The 17,793-nt window shown below is 71.1% G+C and carries 18 protein-coding genes; 13 read left to right on the top strand and 5 right to left on the bottom strand.

Annotated elements, in window-relative coordinates:
* Nucleotides 1-7 precede the first annotated feature (7 nt).
* Together ABT114_RS27730 and ABT114_RS27725 are read right to left on the bottom strand one after the other, a co-directional pair.
* Nucleotides 8-211: a hypothetical protein gene (locus tag ABT114_RS27730; RefSeq protein ID WP_351145599.1), complete on the bottom strand. Its 204-nt coding sequence runs from the start codon at nucleotides 209-211 to the stop codon at nucleotides 8-10.
* Nucleotides 212-254: 43 nt separating this feature from the next.
* Entirely contained in the window at nucleotides 255-1,133 is an 879-nt protein-coding gene (locus ABT114_RS27725) for a menaquinone biosynthetic enzyme MqnA/MqnD family protein (protein ID WP_351145598.1), read from the bottom strand.
* Nucleotides 1,134-1,375: 242 nt separating this feature from the next.
* Between ABT114_RS27725 and ABT114_RS27720 the strand changes: the two genes are divergently transcribed.
* Nucleotides 1,376-1,501: a hypothetical protein gene (locus ABT114_RS27720; RefSeq protein WP_351145738.1), complete on the top strand. Its 126-nt coding sequence runs from the start codon at nucleotides 1,376-1,378 to the stop codon at nucleotides 1,499-1,501.
* Between the two features lie 7 nt (nucleotides 1,502-1,508).
* Nucleotides 1,509-1,649 (top strand): hypothetical protein, encoded by a 141-nt coding sequence (locus ABT114_RS27715; RefSeq protein ID WP_351145597.1) that lies wholly within the window; start codon nucleotides 1,509-1,511, stop codon nucleotides 1,647-1,649.
* Nucleotides 1,650-1,695: 46 nt separating this feature from the next.
* On the opposite strand, the gene ABT114_RS27710 is transcribed toward ABT114_RS27715, so the two are convergent.
* From ABT114_RS27710 to ABT114_RS27700, 3 genes are all read right to left on the bottom strand, one after another.
* Nucleotides 1,696-2,577, bottom strand: a complete 882-nt coding sequence (locus ABT114_RS27710) for a DMT family transporter (protein WP_351145596.1) — start codon at nucleotides 2,575-2,577, stop codon at nucleotides 1,696-1,698.
* Nucleotides 2,578-2,773: 196 nt separating this feature from the next.
* Entirely contained in the window at nucleotides 2,774-2,959 is a 186-nt protein-coding gene (locus tag ABT114_RS27705) for a nuclear transport factor 2-like protein (protein ID WP_351145595.1), read from the bottom strand.
* Complete coding sequence (locus ABT114_RS27700) at nucleotides 2,956-4,413, bottom strand: sulfatase family protein (RefSeq protein ID WP_351145594.1); 1,458 nt, start codon at nucleotides 4,411-4,413, stop codon at nucleotides 2,956-2,958. Before ABT114_RS27700 ends, ABT114_RS27705 begins: the two co-directional genes overlap by 4 nt.
* Before the next feature lie 329 nt (nucleotides 4,414-4,742).
* Between ABT114_RS27700 and ABT114_RS27695 the strand changes: the two genes are divergently transcribed.
* The 11 genes from ABT114_RS27695 (at nucleotide 4,743) to ABT114_RS27645 (ending at nucleotide 17,559) form a co-directional block, all read left to right on the top strand.
* Nucleotides 4,743-6,086, top strand: coding sequence for an ABC transporter substrate-binding protein (locus ABT114_RS27695; RefSeq protein ID WP_351145593.1), 1,344 nt, complete (start codon nucleotides 4,743-4,745; stop codon nucleotides 6,084-6,086).
* Nucleotides 6,083-7,063 carry a carbohydrate ABC transporter permease gene (locus ABT114_RS27690; protein WP_351145592.1) on the top strand — a complete coding sequence of 327 codons (981 nt, stop codon included), beginning with the start codon at nucleotides 6,083-6,085 and terminating at the stop codon, nucleotides 7,061-7,063. The genes ABT114_RS27695 and ABT114_RS27690 overlap by 4 nt, the downstream gene beginning before the upstream one ends.
* A gap of 50 nt (nucleotides 7,064-7,113) precedes the next feature.
* Nucleotides 7,114-7,995, top strand: coding sequence for a carbohydrate ABC transporter permease (locus ABT114_RS27685; RefSeq protein ID WP_351145591.1), 882 nt, complete (start codon nucleotides 7,114-7,116; stop codon nucleotides 7,993-7,995).
* Nucleotides 7,992-9,179 carry a LacI family DNA-binding transcriptional regulator gene (locus tag ABT114_RS27680; protein WP_351145590.1) on the top strand — a complete coding sequence of 396 codons (1,188 nt, stop codon included), beginning with the start codon at nucleotides 7,992-7,994 and terminating at the stop codon, nucleotides 9,177-9,179. The genes ABT114_RS27685 and ABT114_RS27680 overlap by 4 nt, the downstream gene beginning before the upstream one ends.
* A complete protein-coding gene (locus ABT114_RS27675; protein WP_351145589.1) occupies nucleotides 9,176-10,201 on the top strand; it encodes a Gfo/Idh/MocA family protein in 1,026 nt (341 codons plus the stop codon). The genes ABT114_RS27680 and ABT114_RS27675 overlap by 4 nt, the downstream gene beginning before the upstream one ends.
* Complete coding sequence (locus ABT114_RS27670) at nucleotides 10,194-10,793, top strand: hypothetical protein (protein WP_351145588.1); 600 nt, start codon at nucleotides 10,194-10,196, stop codon at nucleotides 10,791-10,793. The genes ABT114_RS27675 and ABT114_RS27670 overlap by 8 nt, the downstream gene beginning before the upstream one ends.
* Nucleotides 10,794-10,806: 13 nt before the next feature.
* Nucleotides 10,807-11,682, top strand: coding sequence for an SIS domain-containing protein (locus ABT114_RS27665; protein ID WP_351145587.1), 876 nt, complete (start codon nucleotides 10,807-10,809; stop codon nucleotides 11,680-11,682).
* A gap of 64 nt (nucleotides 11,683-11,746) precedes the next feature.
* Nucleotides 11,747-12,730 carry an ROK family protein gene (locus ABT114_RS27660; RefSeq protein WP_351145586.1) on the top strand — a complete coding sequence of 328 codons (984 nt, stop codon included), beginning with the start codon at nucleotides 11,747-11,749 and terminating at the stop codon, nucleotides 12,728-12,730.
* Entirely contained in the window at nucleotides 12,727-13,653 is a 927-nt protein-coding gene (locus ABT114_RS27655; RefSeq protein WP_351145585.1) for a 1-phosphofructokinase family hexose kinase, read from the top strand. Before ABT114_RS27660 ends, ABT114_RS27655 begins: the two co-directional genes overlap by 4 nt.
* Nucleotides 13,654-13,715: 62 nt before the next feature.
* Nucleotides 13,716-14,588 (top strand): class II fructose-bisphosphate aldolase, encoded by an 873-nt coding sequence (locus tag ABT114_RS27650; RefSeq protein WP_351145584.1) that lies wholly within the window; start codon nucleotides 13,716-13,718, stop codon nucleotides 14,586-14,588.
* Nucleotides 14,589-14,664: 76 nt separating this feature from the next.
* Nucleotides 14,665-17,559: a polysaccharide lyase family 8 super-sandwich domain-containing protein gene (locus tag ABT114_RS27645; RefSeq protein WP_351145583.1), complete on the top strand. Its 2,895-nt coding sequence runs from the start codon at nucleotides 14,665-14,667 to the stop codon at nucleotides 17,557-17,559.
* Nucleotides 17,560-17,793: the final 234 nt, after the last annotated feature.

The following is a 17,793-nucleotide window of genomic DNA, read 5'->3' as shown; positions in this document are numbered from 1 at the left end:
CGCTTGATCACGCCCGCTCGGAACAGGACGGTCGCCCGGCCACGGTTCCGAGCGGGTCCGCCCCGCCGCGCACCGATACCGGCACGTATCCCGAAGCGGAGCCGCGATACGCGGCGCCCTCCGAGGCGACACCCCCGGCGGACGGCGAGAACCCGGCGCCGACAGCGGCGGCGACCGCCCGGACGAGCACGGCGATCTCGGCCGTCGACACAGAACGCACCGGCAACGCGGCCGATGGCGTACCAAGGCAGCCACTACGGCTGGAGAACCGAGATCTCCAGCTCAGGATCGAATCCGGCGTCCGAAGCAACCCTGCGAGCGAACTCGCGAACACCCGCCAACTGGCGTTCGCCGAACGAGAAGTCCAGAGCCTCGGTGTAGTAGCGGCGCAACGCCTGCTCGTCAAACGCCTCCCACCGGGCGGCCTGCTCGCACACCTTGTCAACTTCGGCCATCGAGAGGTCCCGGGACTCCAGGAAGGCCCGGTGCACCTCGCGCACGATGCGAGGGTTCTGCTCCAAGTAGTCCTTGCGGACGGCCCAGGCCGCGAAAACGAACGGCAGACCAGTCCACGCCTTCCACATCTCGCCCAGGTCGTACACCAGCAGTCCCAGATCTTCGGCCTGGTGAAGGTAGGCGCGTAGCGCGGCGTCACCGATGACGACCGCGGCGTCCGCGTCCTGCATCATCACCGGCAGGTCCGGCGGGCAGGTGAAGTACTCCGGGCGGACCCCTTCCCGCTCCTCCAGCAGAAGTCGAGCCAGGCGTACCGACGAGCGCGAGGTGGAACCCAAGGCGACCCGGCGCCCGTCCAACTCGCGCAGTGGGACCTGGCTGACGATCAGGCAGGAGGTCACCGCACCATCGCTGCCCACCGCGATGTCCGGGAGCAGCACCAAGTCGTCGGCATGCTTGAGGTACTCCATGCAGGCGATCGGACCGATATCCAGGGCCCCGTCGACCAGCAGACTGCTCAGCCGGTCCGGAGTGTCCTTGGTCAACTCCAGGTCGAGCAAGGTGCCTGTGCGGGCCAGTCCCCAGTAAATCGGCAGACAGTTGAGAAACTGGATGTGCCCGACCCGGGGACGCTTCCCCGGTTCATGCGGGACGCGAGCTACGTGTGAAATATCCACGTCCACAGGCTAGTACTTCAGAGTCTGCCCGGTGCCAGGGGCACCCGGTCAGGGATCAGGCAAGCCAAGGGCGGTTGTGGGGCGGCGGAACACGTCTGAGTCAGGGCGTCTGCTTGCAGATGGGAGAACAAGAGGCGCGAGAGTCCCAGACGCGATTCGTAGGCCACACATGCTTTTGCGTTGTCGCCACCAATACGACCCCGAGAAGTGTCTCTGCCCCCTGTACCAGCGGAACGTCCTCCATGGAGGGGCGAAAGCCGGCCGAGGTGCTGCGGCTGCTCGTCCACGCCCTCCTCGACCACCAGCGCAACCAACTGCGGGACGACGCCACCATCCTGCTCTTCGAATGGCGCCCGCAGCACCGGTGAAGCGGCATTGCTCCGAGCTTCGCTACGCTACGACGCCATCAGGCCCTACGCCCTGCGCGACATGTTCCAGCGGGCCCGGTTCACGGACGTGGACCCCACCCCCCGGTACCCCGACTACCGCGAGTGGGACCCGCCGTTGGGGAGCTGAGGGGCCGGCCCGGGACCCCGCGGTCGCCGCTCCCGCCGCTGCTCGGCTACGGGTCCGGGGCCGGAGGTCCGCCGGAGCCGGCGCGCAGCAGATCCAACCGGGAGAGCCAGACGGAGCCGACGGCGATGAGCACGACACCGGTCAGGGCGGGCAGCAGCCACCAGCCGGAGCGGATGTGTTCGCCGAAGACGGTGAGCCCGAGAAGCAGGCTCACCAGCGCATCCCCGAGGGTCAGCGCCGGCTGGGAGGCCGGCAGCGGGCCGGCCTGCAGCGCGTTCTCCAGAAGGAAGACCGCGGTGATGCCCGCGACGGCGAAGCCGTAGGTCTGCCAGGCCGTCAGGAAGCCGGTCACCCCGGAGTGGCTGAGGACATCCATCGAAACCTTCATCAGCATGGCGGCCAGCGCGTTGCCGATGGCCGAGGCCCCCGCCAGGCAGACCGCCCGCACCGCCCCGAACGGACGCCTCCGGGCAGCCGCCACCAGTAGTGCCATCGCTCCGGCGCAGCCGACCACCGCCGGGACCAGCCGGACCCACGACGGCCGCGGGGTGCCGCCGTGCGGGGCGGCGGCAGCCAGCGCCAGCGCGAGCCCCACGACCATGGCCGCGATCGCCCGCCAGCCCGCCGACGGCAGGGTGCGGTGCAACACAGGCACCGCGATCAGCAGAGCGAAGGGAAGCTCCAGGACGAAGACCGGCTGGACCAGGGCCAGCGGGCCGAAGGCCAGGGCCAGAGCCTGGAAGATCGCCGCGAACACCACCCCGAGGATGCCGCCCAGCCAGACCGGGCGGCGGGCCAGATCCAGCAGCAGGCGCGGGCTGAGCGCGTCGGAGGCCGGGGCATCCATGGCCGCCCGGCGCTGCAGCACCGTCCCGGTTGCGTTGCTGGCGGCGGCGAGCACCGCGCACAGCACAGACAGAGCGATCACGGCGACTCCGATGCGCTTCGGCGGCCACGGCGCCGCAGCAGACGGGAAACCCGGGACCGGACCGGCCGCCCGCGCCGCGGCAGCGGCTCCTCGATTGTGCCGGGGCCGTCGCGGCCGGGCGCCGTCGGCCGGATGCGGCGCGGTTCAGCTGTTGGTGCCATCCGCAGACGCTCCCGGCGGCCGCCAGGACGGAGGCTCAGTCGACGAACTGCTCGAAGCGGACAATACTCTCGTCCCGCGCGGTGAAGGCGTGCGCGACACGTACATTCAGCTCCTTGCCGGTGGCTTTGCCTGGGCGGACTGCTACGCCTGGAAAGAAGGCGGCGGTCCCTTCGACGATGCCTCGACCTGCAACGCTCGCTTCAGGGAGTGGGAGGTTCATGCGGTTCCAGCCGCATGGGTGTGGGGGTCTCGCGGCGGCGGTTCGAAGGCGGTCGGCAGGGCGCCCGGGGTGACCGGGGTCCGCTGGCCGGAACCGGTGACCGGCAGGCGCGCGCCGTCGAGGGACGGATCGACGTACTCGGCGAACCATGCGTCGAGGCGGGCGGCCAGGTCGGTGCGGACGGTCAGGTGCTCCGGTGTGTCGGCGAGGTTGCGGTCCTCACCGGGATCGGCGACCAGGTCGTACAGCTCGTGCGGGCCGTGGGGGTATCGGTGGACGTATTTCCAGTCGCGGGTGCGGATCATGCGTACCGGGCCGTACTCGTCGTAGACGACGACCCTTTCGCGCTCCGGGTCCGCGGTGCTGCTCGTGCCGGTGAGGAGGTCGGCGAAGGAACGGCCCGGCAGTCTCGGGTCGTGGCGGTGGTCGAGGCCGAGGTGGTCGACGAGCGTGGGCAGGACGTCGTACTGCGACAGGAGGGCGTCGCAGTGGCGCCCCGCGGGGATGCGGCCGGGCTGGGAGATCAGACAGGGCACCATGACGGAGCTGTCGTACATGTTCTGGGGAAAGGTTCCGTTGCCCTTGCCCCAGATGCCGTGGTGCCCGGCGTTGAAGCCGTTGTCGCTGGTGAAGATCACCAGGGTGGACCGGGTGAGGCCGAGCTCGTCGAGTCGGTCCAGGACCCGGCCGATGGCTGCGTCCATCGCGGTGACGGCGGCGAAGTAGCCGATCAGGGCCTGCCGGGTGTCGCTCTCACCGCCGACCGGTGAGCCGTCCTCGGCGAGTGGCTGCCAGGGGTGCGGCGGGCCCTGGGGGCAGGTGTCGAAGGAACAGTTCTCGTACAACCGCGTGTACTGGGCCGGGTGCTGTCCGCGCCACGGCTTGTGGGGTGCGGTGAAGTGCAGGGACAGGTGGAAGGGTTCGGGGCGCGCGGCCTCGGTGGTCAGGATGTCCTCGGCGTCGTCGGCGAGCGCGTCGGTGAGATAGGCGGGTTCCTCGGTCCGGGTTCCGTGCCGGTACATCGGCGCCCCGTAGTACGGTCCGCCGCCGCTCTCATGGGCGTACCAGTGGACGAAGCCCTTGCGGGGGCGGTCGTTGGCGCCCAGGTGCCACTTGCCGCTGAGGCCGAGCCGGTAGCCGGCGTCGGCGAGCAGGTCGGTGAAGAGGGTTCGCTCGGCGAGGAAGTCGATGCCCGTGCGACCGGCGTGATGGTACGAGAGCCAGTCGTGGACGCCGTGCTGGGAGGGGAGCTCTCCGGTGAACAGGGAGGCGCGGGCCGGTGAGCACACGGGCGAGGTGCAGAAGAAGTGGCTGAACCGGATGCCGCGGGCCGCGAGGGCGTCCAGGTGCGGGGTCCGTATCTCGTCGTTGCCGGCGCAGCCCATCGCCCAGTTTCCCTGGTCGTCGGAGAGGATGAGCAGAACGTTGGGCCGGTCCGGGTCGCGGCTTGCCAAAGGGCACTCCTCGCACAGTGGTCGACGGTGGTCGACGGGACGGTCCTCGTGGGGAGTGAGTGCCACGCGGGTGCCCCGATCCTCGGACGGGCGGAGTCCGGGGTCAACGGCTGCCGACGTGATGAATGCCCTATGAATCCTTCATGGCTTCGGCCGGCGTGCTCGACGTCCCTGACGTTCTCCTGTGCTGTTGCTGAGTGTTGTCCGTGAGCACGGGATTCATTCGTAATTCATGTCCTCCGGAAGCGATTGACCACTCTATGAATGGCCGGAAAACATAGGCCCAATCCCGCTGGCCCCGACCCAGGCCGAAGTCTCCGAGGAGAGCCATGTCTTCCGACAGACAGTCCGTCAGCTCTGCCCGTATGTCCCGCCGTACCGTCCTCACTGCCGCTCTGGCCGCCTCCGTCGGCCTCACCGCGTCCGCCTGCGGGTCCGGTTCCTCGTCCGCCACGGGCGGAGGCGACTCGTTCACCTACTGGTCCATGTGGAAGCAGGACGAGCCGCAGGCCAAGGTCCTGCGGGCCGCGATCACCCAGTTCACCAAGGACACCGGGATCGAGGTCAGCGTCCAGTGGAAGGGCCGCCAGGTCGTTCAGCAACTGGCGCCCACCCTCAACACCGCCAACGTGCCCGCCGACCTCGTCGACTCCTCCGACCGATTCGCCTACGCCCAGCTCCAGGCGACCGGGCAGGCACTCGACCTCACCCCCACGCTGGACCTGGCGATCCCCGGAGAGAGCGGCAACACCGTGGGCAGTGTCGTACCGGCCCGCTACCGCGACCTCAACACCACTGACGGCACACTCTGGCAGATCCCGTACGAGGTGCTGACCACGCAGATCTGGTACGACGGCAACGCGCTGCCGGACGTGGCCGCCGCCCCGCCCGCGACCTGGGCGGAGTTCACCGAGCTGCTGGCCTCGCGCAAGAAGGCTCGTGGCGACGGCCCGCTCGCCCTCGACGGGGACATCCCCGACTACGCCGCCTACTGGACCTACTTCGCCGTCCTGCGCGGGCTCGGCCCCGGCGCGTTCGGCAAGGCGGCCCTGGACAGGTCCGGTGCCGCCTTCGAGGCCGACGGCTTCGTCGACGCGCTGCGGCACATCGAGAAGCTCATCGACGCGGGCGACTTCACGTCCGGCTACAACGGCTCCAAGTGGCCGGCGGTGCAGCAGAAGTGGGCCAAGGGGAAATCCGACTTCCTGCTGCTGGGTACGTTCGCCCCCAGCGAGACCGCCGAGTTCACCTCGTCGGACTTCGGCTACCGGTCCTTCACCTTCCCGGCGTTCAGCGCGGGCGGCGAGGTCGCCCAGGACATCTCGCTCATCGGCTTCTCCATCCCCAAGAAGGCCAAGAACAGCACCGCCGCACAGAAGTTCATCGCGTACTTCCTGGCCAAGCGCCATCTCAAGGGCATCTCCGACCAGGCCAAGAACATCACCCCGCGCGCCGACATCGCCGCCCCCGCGGAACTGGCCGACGCCCAGAAGGCGCTGGCCTCCGGGACCGCGGTGAAGACCCTGGACGGTGTGAAGGAGACCGCCGCCGAGTGGTACACCAAGGTCTTCCTGCCGCTGAACACCAGCTTCATCAGCGGAAAGCTCAGCGCCGCGGAGTTCGCGGGCAAGCTCAGGTCCGCCTCCGCCACCTACTGGAAGACGGCCTCGTGACGGCCACCGAGGCCGTCACGGCCACCGAGGCGATCGGCGAGCCGCGCGCCCGCCGCGGAGCCTCCGTCGGCAGGACGGACGCCCACGCCAGCCCGCTGGCCGCCCGTCGCCGTCGGCTGTTCTGGCCGCTGCTTCTGCCGGCGGTCCTGCTCTACCTGGTCTTCTTCGCGGGCCCGTCGCTGTACACGGTGTGGCTCAGCTTCAACAAGTGGGCCGGGGCCGGGCCGATGACCTTCGTCGGACTCGACAACTACCGCCGCCTGCTGCAGGACCCGACCTTCCACCAGTCGTTCGCCAACACCCTCTGGATCATCCTCGGGGTCGGCGGGCTGACCTTCCTGGTCTCCTTCGGTCTGACCATGGTGCTGCGCGACATGAAGGGACGCAAGGCCGCCCGCTCCATCCTCTTCTTCCCCAACATCGTCCCCGCACTGGCGCTGTCGATCCTGTGGGGATTCCTGTTCCAGCACGACGGACTGGCCGACGCCGTCGTCGGCGCCGTGGGCTTGGAACACCCGCCCAACTGGCTCGGGCAGAGCAACATCTTCCGCGTCATCATGATCGGCCTGGTGTGGACCTCCACCGGTTTCTACACCACGATCCTCATGGCCGCGGTCGACCAGATCCCGCCCGAGCTGTACGAGGACTGCGAGCTCGCGGGCGCGAACGCCCTACAGAAGTTCCGGTACGTCACCCTGCCCCTGATGTGGGACGTCGTCGGGGTGTGCGCCGTGCTGTGGACGATCAGCGCCGTCAAGGTCTTCGAGTTCATCTACGCCTTCGCCGGGGCCGCCGGGCAGATGCCCGACACCGGAGTGTGGAACACCGCCCTGTACACCTATGGCGAGGCCTTCGCCTCCGGCGGCATCCCCCGCTACGGATCCGCGTCGGCGAGTGCCGTGGTCATGGTGACCCTGGTCGGTGTCCTCGTCGTCCTGATCCGACGTGTCATGCGACGCGACACCGTGCAGTTCTGACACCTCCCGACGGGACAGCCGTCCCCCGAGACACCAGGAGGCCCGCCGCCATGGCCGCCACCACATCCGGTCGCCCGCCCGGCCGCCTCGCCCGACTGCGCGGCCGGCTCACCGCCACCCATCTCCTCGGAGTGCCCCTGGTCTGGGCGTTCGCCGCGTTCAACATCGTCACCGGGGTATGGCTGCTGCTGTCGTCACTGAAGACCGCGAACGAGATCTTCAGCTCGCCGTGGCAGCTGCCGCACACCCTGCACTGGGACAACTACGCACGGGCCTGGACCGGCGGTCTGTTCGGACAGGCGGCCCTCAACACCGTGGTCGTGGTGGGCGGCACCGCCGCGGGCACCCTCGTGCTGGCCGCCCCCGCCGCCTACGTCCTCAGCCGTGTCACCACCCGCTTCAACGGCGGCTTCACCCTGTTCTTCGCGCTCGGCCTCGGCATCCCCGCGCAGGTCGTGATGCTGCCCCTGTTCGTGGTAATGAACAAACTGTTCCTGGTGGACAGCCTCTTCGGCCTGATCGTCGTCTACGTGGCGACCTCACTGCCCTTCGCCGTGTTCTTCCTCACCGGGTTCTTCGCCACCCTTCCGGTGGAGCTCGAGGAGGCCGCGGCGCTGGACGGCGCCTCCGCGTTCCGCACGTTCTGGCAGGTCATGCTGCCGTTGGCCCGCGGCGGCCTGGTCACCGTCCTGATCCTCAACATCATCCAGCACTGGGGCGAGACCGTCTTCGCCCTGGTCTTCATCCAGAACACCGACCACCAGACCCTGTCCCTCGCGCTCCTCGGCTTCCTCCAGCAGATGCAGTACAACGGCGCCGACTGGGGCGGCCTGTTCGCCGGAGTGGCGATCGTCGTCCTTCCCGTCCTCGCCTGCTACGTGTGGCTCGGCCGCCGCATCATCGAGGGCATGACGGTCGGTTCCGTCAAGTGAGCGGCGTGGACGAGGTGCTGACGGACCCGGTGCCGGGGGCGCGCGTCGCGCCGGACGTCAAAGAGCTGAAGTTCCGCCGGCTGGCCGCCGAACTGCGACAACAGCTGCGTGCGGGAGTCTGGCCCGTCGGTGGGCAACTGCCCACCGAGAAGGAGCTCGCGCTGAGCAGCGGCACCTCGGTCAGCACCGTGCGCCGCGCGGTCGACGAACTCGTCGCGGAGGGGCTGATCGTGCGCCGTCAGGGCTCGGGCACCTTCGTCCTCCCGCCCGACGCCCCGGGTACCCGCCGCGCGCTGGTCGGTGTCATGGTCCCGGACACCGCCTTCTACTACCCCCGGGTCCTCCAGGGCATCGAGGAGGGGCTCTCCGCGGCCGGCGCGCGCCTGCTGCTCACCTGCTCCGGCTACGAGCAGGAGCGCGAGGCCAGGGAACTGCAGAGCATGCTCGACGCCGGCGCCGACGGCCTGCTGCTCGTCCCCACCCTCACCGGCCCCGAACCGGCCGCGCGCCACCTCGCAAGGCTCGCCGAACTCCCCGTACCGGCCGTCCTGGTCGAGCGGCGCGGCACTTCCCTGAACGACACCAACGAATGGGTCTGCACCCACCACGAAGCCGGGGCCTACGACGCCGTACGACATCTCGCCGCACTGGGCCACCGCACCATCGGTCTGGTATTGCGCGCCCCGAGCCCCACCGCTCCCCCGGTCACCGAAGGGTTCCGGCAGGCGGTGAGCGAACTGGGCTGTGCGTCGACCGAGTTCCAGGCCACCCGGCAGGAGTGGAGCCCGGCCGCCGCCGACCGGGGCCTCGCCGTGCTGCGGGAGGCGGGCGCAACCGCCGCCGTCTGCTTCGGCGACCGGCAGGCCGCGCTCCTGGAGGGCGCCGCACGCCGGGCGGGGCTCACCATCCCCGACGACCTCGCTCTGGTCGCGTACGACGACGAGATCGCCGACCTGGCCGACATCCCGCTCACCGCGGTCGCGCCACCGAAGCACCTGCTGGGCAGGACGGCCGCCGAAACACTGCTCCGCAGACTCGCCGAGCCGGGGGTGGCCCGCCACCGCGTCCTGTTGCGGCCGAGCATCACCGTGCGGCAGTCCTGCGGGGCGACGCGGTCGACGGGCGGCCCCTCATCCACCACCACGGGCGAACCCACGCCCAGACAACGGGAGTTCACGTCGTGACTGACATACGGCTCGGCCTCATCGGAGCCGGCGCCGTCGGCGCCCTGCACGCGCAGGCCGCCCCGGCCGTCCGCGGCGTTCGCGTCGTCGCCGTCTGCGACCTCGTCGCGGCCAGCGCGCATACGCTCGCCCGACCACTGGGAGCCGCGGTCTTCACCGACCACCGTGAGCTGATCGCCTCCGGCCTGGTCGACGCCGTCGTGGTCAACACACCGCACGCGCTGCACACCGACATCGTGACCGACTGCGCGGCGGCCGGACTGCACGTTCTGGTCGAGAAGCCGATGGCCACCAGTACCGCGGACTGCGAGGCGATGGACCGCGCGTGCCGGAACGCCGGGGTGGTGCTCTTCGTGGGCCACATCCAGCACTTCCTGCCGCCGATGGTGGCCGCCAAGCGCGCGCTCGACAGCGGCGCCATCGGCACCCTCCTGGCCGCCAGCGACTGGCGCAGCACCGACTACCGGCCCGGCAGCCGTCCCGCCTGGTTCCTCGACCCCGCTGTCTCCGGCGGCGGCGTCTTCATCAACATCGGCGCCCACTGCGTCGACCGGCTGCTGTGGCTCGCCGGACGGCGGGCCCTCGCGGTGAGCGCCACCGTCGCTCGCCGCGGGGACTCGCCGGCACGGATCGAGACCGACGTGCTGGCCCGGCTGGAACTGGACGGCGGGATCGTCGGGCACATCGGTGTCACCAGCACCTTGCTGCCGGCCCGCGACGAGCTGACGCTGATCGGCGAACACGGCGCCATCCGCGTCGCCCGCGGCAGCGGAGCGACCCTGCACCCCGACGACGGCCCAGCAGCCGCCACCGTCCTGGCCCCGGAATCCGACGACGACGTCCCCGTGGCCTTCCGCGACCAGCTCACCGCGTTCGCCGCCGCCGTACTCGGCGCGCAGGCACCGGCCGTCCCCGCTGAGTACGGACAGCACGTCATCGAGGTCATCGAGGGCGTCTACCGCTCCGGCGCCGCGGGAGGGCGCGTCACCCTCCCGGGTGGCGTGCGAGCCGCCCGTGCCTGAGCCGCGGCCCGGACCGGCCTGGGAACGGGCCTTCAGCACGCCCGGCTGCCCGGACGCCTCGGCGGCGGCGCGGCTGGTGTCGGTGAGCGGGAACACCGGGGTGGACCTGCGCTGCGCTTCGCCCGAGGGACTGCTCACCCCACGGGCGGCGGCCGCCGAGCGGAACCGGCTCGCCGTACGGCTGCGCGAGGCCGGGGCTCGAGACCTGTGGGTGGCCTCGTGCATGCGGGTCGCGGACACGGCGGTGAGCGATCGACAGTGCCTCGCCGCGCTGCGCGGCATGGTGGAACTCGCCGCCGATCTGGGCGCCTTGGGCGTACGGGTCTTCCCCGGAGGCGGCAGCCCGGGGGACGACGCCGTCGCCCCGCGTCCGAGGCTGTCGGGCACCGAAGCCCTGCCGCCGGCCGGACTGCGCGCCGCGCTCGCCGCCGTCGGCTACCGGGGGTGCCTGTCGCTGGAGTGGGAGAAGCGCTGGTACCCCCAAGGCCCTCCCCCTCGAAGAGGCGCTCGCGCATGCGGCCCGCTGGCTGAGCGCGCGCCTGTCGCCCCCCTGCCCGCCCGGCCGTCCGCCCGGTGGTCCGTAAACGCGTGAAAAGAGGAAGCACATGTCCTTCATCCAGGAAGAACTGACCGATCAGCCGAACTGCTGGCTGCACGTTGCCGACCTGGCGACCGCGGCGGACACCCTGCCCGCCCCGGGAGAGGAGGTGGCGGTCGTCGGCTGCGGCACCTCGTGGTTCATGGCCCAGTCGTATGCCGCCCTGCGCGAGAGCGGCGGCCACGGCCGCACCGACGCCTTCGCGGCCTCGCAGTTCCCGGCCGGTCGCAGCTACGACCGGGTCATCGCGCTGACCCGGTCGGGCACCACGACCGAGGTGCTCGAACTGCTCCGACGGCTGCGCGGCAGGACCGTCACAACCGCGATCACGGCGGACGACACCACCCCGGCCGTCCGGGCCGCCGACCACACGCTCGCACTGCCCTTCGCCGACGAACGCTCGGTGGTGCAGACGCGGTTCGCCACGACGGCACTCGCTCTGCTGCGCGCCCACCTCGGCGAGGACCTCACGTGGGTCGTCGAGGACGCCCGCACCGCACTGGCTGCCCCGCTCGATCCCACGGTGGTCGCTGCCGAGCAGTTCACCTTCCTCGGCAGCGGCTGGACCTGCGGGATCGCCGAGGAAGCGGCGCTGAAGATGCGCGAGGCCACCGGGTCCTGGACCGAGAGCTATCCGGCCATGGAGTACCGCCACGGCCCGATCAGCATCGCCGCCCCGGGCCGCGTGGTGTGGGTCTTCGGGCCCGTACCGGACGGACTGGCCGAGGACATCCGGCGCACCGGGGCTGGCCTCGTGCACTCCGGCCTCGATCCCCTCGCCGACCTCGTCCGCGTCCAGCGTCTGGCCGTCGAGATCGCGGCCGTACGGGGCCTGGACCCGGACCGGCCGCGCAACCTGACCCGCTCCGTCGTCCTGGCTTGATCGGAGAGACGAAACCGATGACGACGATGACAACTCGGTCGTACCGGCTGGGCCGGAGGAGACCATGACAGACAGCAGTCCTCCGTCCGGACCGGTGGTGGCCATCGATCTCGGCGGCACCGACGTCAAGGCGGCCCTGGTCGCTCCTGACGGCAGCGTGCTGCGGTGGATGCGCCGGCCCACCCACCGCGCGCGGGGCCCCGAAGCGGTTCTGGCGACGGTCGTGGACACCGCCACCACTCTGGCAGCCGTGAGCCGTGACGTGTGTGAGCGGCAACCGCTCGCCGTGGGCGTGGTCGTGCCGGGGATCGTCGACGAGCGGCGCGGGCTCGCCGTCTACGCGGCCAACCTCGGCTGGCGCGACCTCGCGCTGCGCGATGTGCTGAGCCAACGGCTGGGCCTGCCCGTCGCTCTGGGGCACGACGTTCGGGCCGGCGCCCTGGCCGAAGGACGGGCGGGTGCGGCCCGCGGCACGGATGACTTCCTGTTCGTCGCCATAGGTACGGGCATCGCGGCCGCCCAGGTCCGCGACGGCGCGGTCCACGGCGGCCGACACGGCGGCGCCGGCGAACTGGGACACCTCACTGTGCGGCGCAGTGGCCCCAAGTGCGGCTGCGGCGCGCGTGGTTGTGTGGAGAGCCTTGCCTCGGCGTCCGCCGTCGCCCGTCGCTACATCCGGGCCCTGCGACGGCTCGAAGGCCCGGGGGCTCCACGGCCGACGGCCGAGCAGGTCTCCCGGCTGGCCGCCACCGGGGATCCGGTCGCCCGCCGCGTCTGGGACGACGCCGTCGCCGCGCTGGCGGACGGCCTGGCCACCTGCACCGTGTTGAACGACCCCGGTCTGATCGTGCTCGGCGGCGGACTGGCCCGGGCCGGCGACACCCTGCTCGGCCCGCTGCGCACGGCTCTGGCCGAGCGGCTGCGCTTCCACCGGGCGCCGGAACTCATCGTGGCCGAACTCGGCACCGCGGCGGGCTGCCACGGCGCGGCCCTGCTGGCACTCGACCTCGTCGGCGTCACCGCGCGACCGACGGGAGCACTCACATGATCACCACCGTGACCCTCAACGCCGCGATGGACGTGACCTACACCGTCGACCGCGTCGCTCCAGGAGCCAGTCACCGCGTCGCCGACGTTCGACGCCGGGCGGGCGGCAAGGGCATCAACGTCGCCCGGGTCCTGGCCGCGCTGGGCCGTCCCACCGTCGTGACCGGGCTCGCCGGAGGCCCGGTGGGCGCCGCCGTACGGCGCGACCTCGCGGAGTCCGGACTGCGCGACGACCTGGTCGAGACGGCCGGGAACAGCCGTCAGACCATCACCGTCGTGGAACCCGAACGGGACGACGCCACGGTCCTCCTGGAGCCGGGACCGCAGGTCACCGACGCCGAATGGGACGCCTTCACCACTGTCTACCGCCGGCTGCTCGACGAATCCCGCGTGGTCGTCCTCTCCGGCAGCCTGCCCCCGGGACTTCACGAGGACGCCTTTGCGCAGCTGGTCGCCGCGGCTCACGAGCGGCACGTCCCCGTGGTCCTGGACACCTCCGGCGCGGCCCTCCTGAAGGCCCTGCCCGCGGGTCCCGCACTGGTCAAACCGAACGCCGACGAACTGCGGGAGACGCTCGGCACCGATGACGCGGCCGCCGGGGCGCGGGCCTTGCTACGGGCCGGCGCCCAGGCGGTGGTGGTCTCGCTGGGCGCGGACGGCATGCTCGCCCTCACCCCGGACGGCGGCTGGCACGCCCGCCCTCCGTATCGCGTGAGGGGCAACCCCACCGGGGCCGGGGACGCGGCGGTCGCCGCGCTCGCCGCGGGGTTGGCCGGGCACACCCCCTGGCCGGACCGGCTCCGCCACGCCGTCGCCGTCTCCGCGGCCGCGGTACGGGCGCCGATCGCCGGCGCCTTCGACGCCCCGATGTACCACGAACTCCTCGCTCTGGTCGAGGTCGCGCCCCTCGACGCCCGTCTCTAGCGCCGGGCCCGGCCACCGGCATCCCGCCTCATCCTCTTCTTCAGGCAGACAGGAAACCGCTCATGCCCCTCGTAGGAACCGGCCCTCTCGCCTCGACCGCCGCTGCCGAGGAACGCGGCCTGGGCGCCTTCAACGTCATCCAGCTGGAGCACATCACCGCCATCGTCGCGGCAGCCGAGGACGTGGTGGCTCCGGTCGTCCTCCAGATCAGCGAGAACACCGCCCACTACCACGGTGGCCTGCGGCCCTTGGCCGTCGCCGCGCTCGCGGCGGCCGAGGCGGCCTCAGTCCCCGTCTCGGTGCATCTGGACCACGCGACCTCACCCATGCTGGTCCGCGAGGCCGTCGCCCTCGGGATCCCGTCGGTGATGTACGACGCCTCGACGCTCCCGTACGACGCGAACGTGTCGGCCACAGCCGCCCTCGTCGAGCACTGCCACGGCGCCTCGGTCTGGGTGGAGGCCGAACTCGGTGAGGTGGGCGGGAAGGACGGCGTGCACGCGCCGGGAGTGCGCACCGATCCGGCGCAGGCCGCCGCGTTCGTCGACGCCACCGGGGTCGACGGACTCGCGGTGGCCGTCGGAACCTCGCACGCCATGGTGGTACGGGACGCCGCCCTGGACTTCGGGCTGATCTCGGCCCTGCGTGCCGAGCTGCCCGTACCGCTGGTCCTGCACGGCTCGTCCGGGGTGAGCGACGCGGATCTCACCCGGGCGATCGGCCACGGCATGACGAAGATCAACATCTCCACTCATCTCAACGCGACCTTCACCGGGGCCGTCCGCTCGGACCTGCTGGCCCGCCCCCGGTCCGTCGACCCGCGCCGCTATCTGGCAGCAGGACGGGCGGCGATGAGGAACGAGGTCGCACGGCTGCTGCGCCTGCTCGGATCGCGGGCCGCCCAGCCCACCGTTGCGGACCGGATGCCCGGGTAGCTCCCGTCGGCGGAGCCCCGGTTCGTCCCCGTCGTACGTGCGCCACCCCTGAAACGCATCCCCCGAGGAGGTTCCTGTGCACGAGTTCACCACCACGCGGTTCGGTCGCCGCGGATTCCTGTCCGCCATGACGCTGGCGCTCAGCGGTGCGGGCGGCGCCCTGCAACTGCTCCCCGGTGCCACGCCGGCCGCCGCGGACGACGCCTACGACACGCTGCGCACCACGTGGGCGGGCATTTTGACCGGCGGCGCGATCGACGCCTCCGACCCGAGCTACGCGACAGCCCTGACCGCCCTGTCGACCACGGCGACCGGTCTGTGGAGCACCCTCTCCGTCGACACGTCGGCCAACTCCCTCTGGCCGGGCCTGACTCTGTCCACTCCCGCCAACATGACGACCAGTTACAAACAGCTGGCGACGATGGCCACCGCCTATGCCACCGAAGGGACCGCCGCCACCGACGGCAGCGGACGGGCCCTGTACGGCAACGCCGACCTCGGCGCTGCCGTCGTCACCGGCCTGGACTTCCTGCACGCGCAGGTCTACAGCGCGAGCACCGAGGAAACGGGCAACTGGTGGGAGTGGGAGGTCGGCTGCCCGCAGGCTCTCACCAATGCCGCCGTCCTGGTGCACCCCCTGCTGTCGGCTGCTCAACTCACCGACTGGATCGCGGCGATCGACCACTTCGTCCCCGACCCCACCCTCAACCGCTACGGCACCGCACGGACCACCTCCACCGGCGCGAACCGGGTCGACCTGTGCCAGGTGGTCGCCCTGCGAGGCATCCTCGGCAAGAGCGAGGAACACCTGGCCATGGCCGCCACAGCCCTGTCGGACGTCTTCCCCTACGTGACCTCGGGCGACGGCCTCTACGCCGACGGCTCCTTCGTCCAGCACACCTACATCCCCTACACCGGCACCTACGGGATGGTCCTGCTGCGCGGCCTCACCTGCCTCTTCCAGCTCCTGAACGGCACCGACTGGGACATCAGCGACGCCGAAGCCGCCACCATCCACACCTCCGTCGACACCGCGTTCGCGCCCTGGATCTGGAACGGGCTGTGCATGGACGCCGTGCGCGGCCGGGCCGTCAGCCGCTCCACCGAGACCGACTTCTACGACGGCAACCTCACCGCCCAGGCCGTCCTGCGTGCCGCGTTGTCCGCCCCCACGGCCGCGCAGACCGCACGCTTCCGTGGCCTCGCCAAGGGCTGGATCACCCGGGGCGACACGTACGCCCCGTTCACCGGCACCGCCGGTACAGCCGGCATTGCCCTGGCCGAACCGGTGCTGAACAACCCCTCCCTGGCCGCGATCGCCGAACCGGTCGGGCAGCACGTCCAGTTCCCGAACATGGACCGGGTGGTGCACCGCGGCGACGGCTGGGCTCTCGCTCTGGCCATGTCCTCCGCCCGCATCGCCCGCTACGAGTCCAGCAACGGCGAGAACCTGCACGGCTGGCACACCGGCGACGGCATGGCCTACGTCTACCTCGCCTCCGACCTCGGCCAGTTCACCGACGACTTCTGGCCCACGGTCGACCCGTACCGGCTGGCCGGCACCACGGTGGACACGCTCGCCCTCGCCGACTCGGCCGGAACCGGTACCCGGCCGGCGACGACCTGGGTCGGCGGGGTGAGCCTGTCCGGCACGTACGGCGCCGTCGGTATGGACTTCCGCCAGTACGGATCCACGCTGACCGCCAAGAAGTCCTGGTTCTGCCTCGACGACTCGGTCGTCTGTCTCGGCGCCGGCATCGGCGGCGGCAGCGGAGCCGAGGTGGTCACCGTCGTGGAGAACCGCAACCTGCACAGCGGCGGCACCAACACCCTCACCGTGGACGGCACGGCGCTGCCCGGCCCGGCCGACTGGTCGCAGCTCCTGACCGTTTCGGGCTGGGCCCATCTGGAGGGTGTGGGCGGCTACCTCTTCCCAGGTGGCGCCACCGTCCAGGCCGCCCGCACCGAGCGTACGGGCGCCTGGAGCGACATCAACACCGGTGGCACCACCACGCCGACCACCCGCCCCTACATGTCCCTGTGCCTCTCCCACGGCACCGCGCCGACGAACGACTCCTACGCCTACGTACTGCTCCCCGGACTCACCGCCGCGCAGACGGCGACCCGCGCCGCGACGCCGACCATGGAGATCCTGGCCAACACCGCCACCGTCCAGGCGGTGCGCGACCGTTCCCTGGGTGTGACCGCCGCCAACTTCTTCAGCGCGGGATCCGTCGGCGGCATCACCGTCAGCGGACCCTGTGCCGTCGTCACCCGCCAACACGCCGGCACCCTTACGGTAGGAGTCTCCGACCCCACGCACACGGCGTCGACGATCACCGTGCAGCTCGTCCACGGCGGGACCCTGACCAGCGCCGACTCCCGGATCACCATCACACGGTCCTCCCCTGCCCTCACCTTCGCTGTGGACGTCTCCGGCGCCGCCGGAGCCACCTGCGAGGCCACGTTCGCCCTCACGTCCGCCACACTCACAGCCCTGGCCGACGGCTACGTCCGCGATGGTTCCTACGCCGACACGAGCTACGGCACCACGACCACCCTCGTCGTCAAGAACGCCGCCGGCACCGGCTACAACCGCCAGGCGTACCTCGCCTTCGACACCTCACCGATCATGGGCACGATCACGGCAGCCACCCTGTCCGTCTACGGGTTCGTCTCCGACTCCAGCGGTACACAGACGACCGTCGAGGCGTACGGCGTGACAGACACGGCATGGACGGAGACGGACCTGACCTGGAACACCAGACCCGCACTCGGCTCCGTCCTGGCCACCACCAGCGCCACCACCACCAAATCCTGGCTGTCCTTCGACGTCACATCCCACGTCGGCTCGCAGTCGTCCGGGCGGGTCTGCGTCGCCCTGGCCGAGGCGACGGCCGGCCTCGCCGTCGTCCTCAACTCCCGGGAGAACGCCGCCTCCCCACCGATGCTCCGGCTCACCCTCGGCTGAACGGCACACGGGGCACCCCATCAGGGATCTTGAGGTTTCCCGGCGCCGAGGCACATCACCCCGGTCCCGGTATTCGAGGGCAACCTCGTCAAGAAAGGTGACCTCACCAGCGAGGTGCAGTTCCGCCGCGTGCACGCCATCCGGGAAGGTGCCTGCCAGGACCCCGAAAGCTACGGTGTCGCTACCTTCGGCGACGCCTTCGGCCCATGCCGTATGCGTAGGCCTCAGCGACGA

Source organism: Streptomyces sp. NPDC002088 (assembly GCF_040296605.1).
In the GTDB taxonomy this organism is placed as follows: Bacteria; Actinomycetota; Actinomycetes; order Streptomycetales; family Streptomycetaceae; genus Streptomyces.
The sequence above is the reverse complement of the archived record's forward strand: the minus strand, read 5'-3'. Positions and strand labels throughout refer to the sequence as shown.

Coding starts and splice junctions, on each gene's coding strand:
- ABT114_RS27705 (WP_351145595.1), bottom strand. CDS start 2,959: ATGAACCTCCCACTCCCTGAAGCGAGCGTTGCAGGTCGAGGCATCGTC.
- ABT114_RS27720 (WP_351145738.1), top strand. CDS start 1,376: ATGGAGGGGCGAAAGCCGGCCGAGGTGCTGCGGCTGCTCGTCCACGCC.
- ABT114_RS27665 (WP_351145587.1), top strand. CDS start 10,807: ATGTCCTTCATCCAGGAAGAACTGACCGATCAGCCGAACTGCTGGCTG.
- ABT114_RS27650 (WP_351145584.1), top strand. CDS start 13,716: ATGCCCCTCGTAGGAACCGGCCCTCTCGCCTCGACCGCCGCTGCCGAG.
- ABT114_RS27660 (WP_351145586.1), top strand. CDS start 11,747: ATGACAGACAGCAGTCCTCCGTCCGGACCGGTGGTGGCCATCGATCTC.
- ABT114_RS27655 (WP_351145585.1), top strand. CDS start 12,727: ATGATCACCACCGTGACCCTCAACGCCGCGATGGACGTGACCTACACC.
- ABT114_RS27695 (WP_351145593.1), top strand. CDS start 4,743: ATGTCTTCCGACAGACAGTCCGTCAGCTCTGCCCGTATGTCCCGCCGT.
- ABT114_RS27685 (WP_351145591.1), top strand. CDS start 7,114: ATGGCCGCCACCACATCCGGTCGCCCGCCCGGCCGCCTCGCCCGACTG.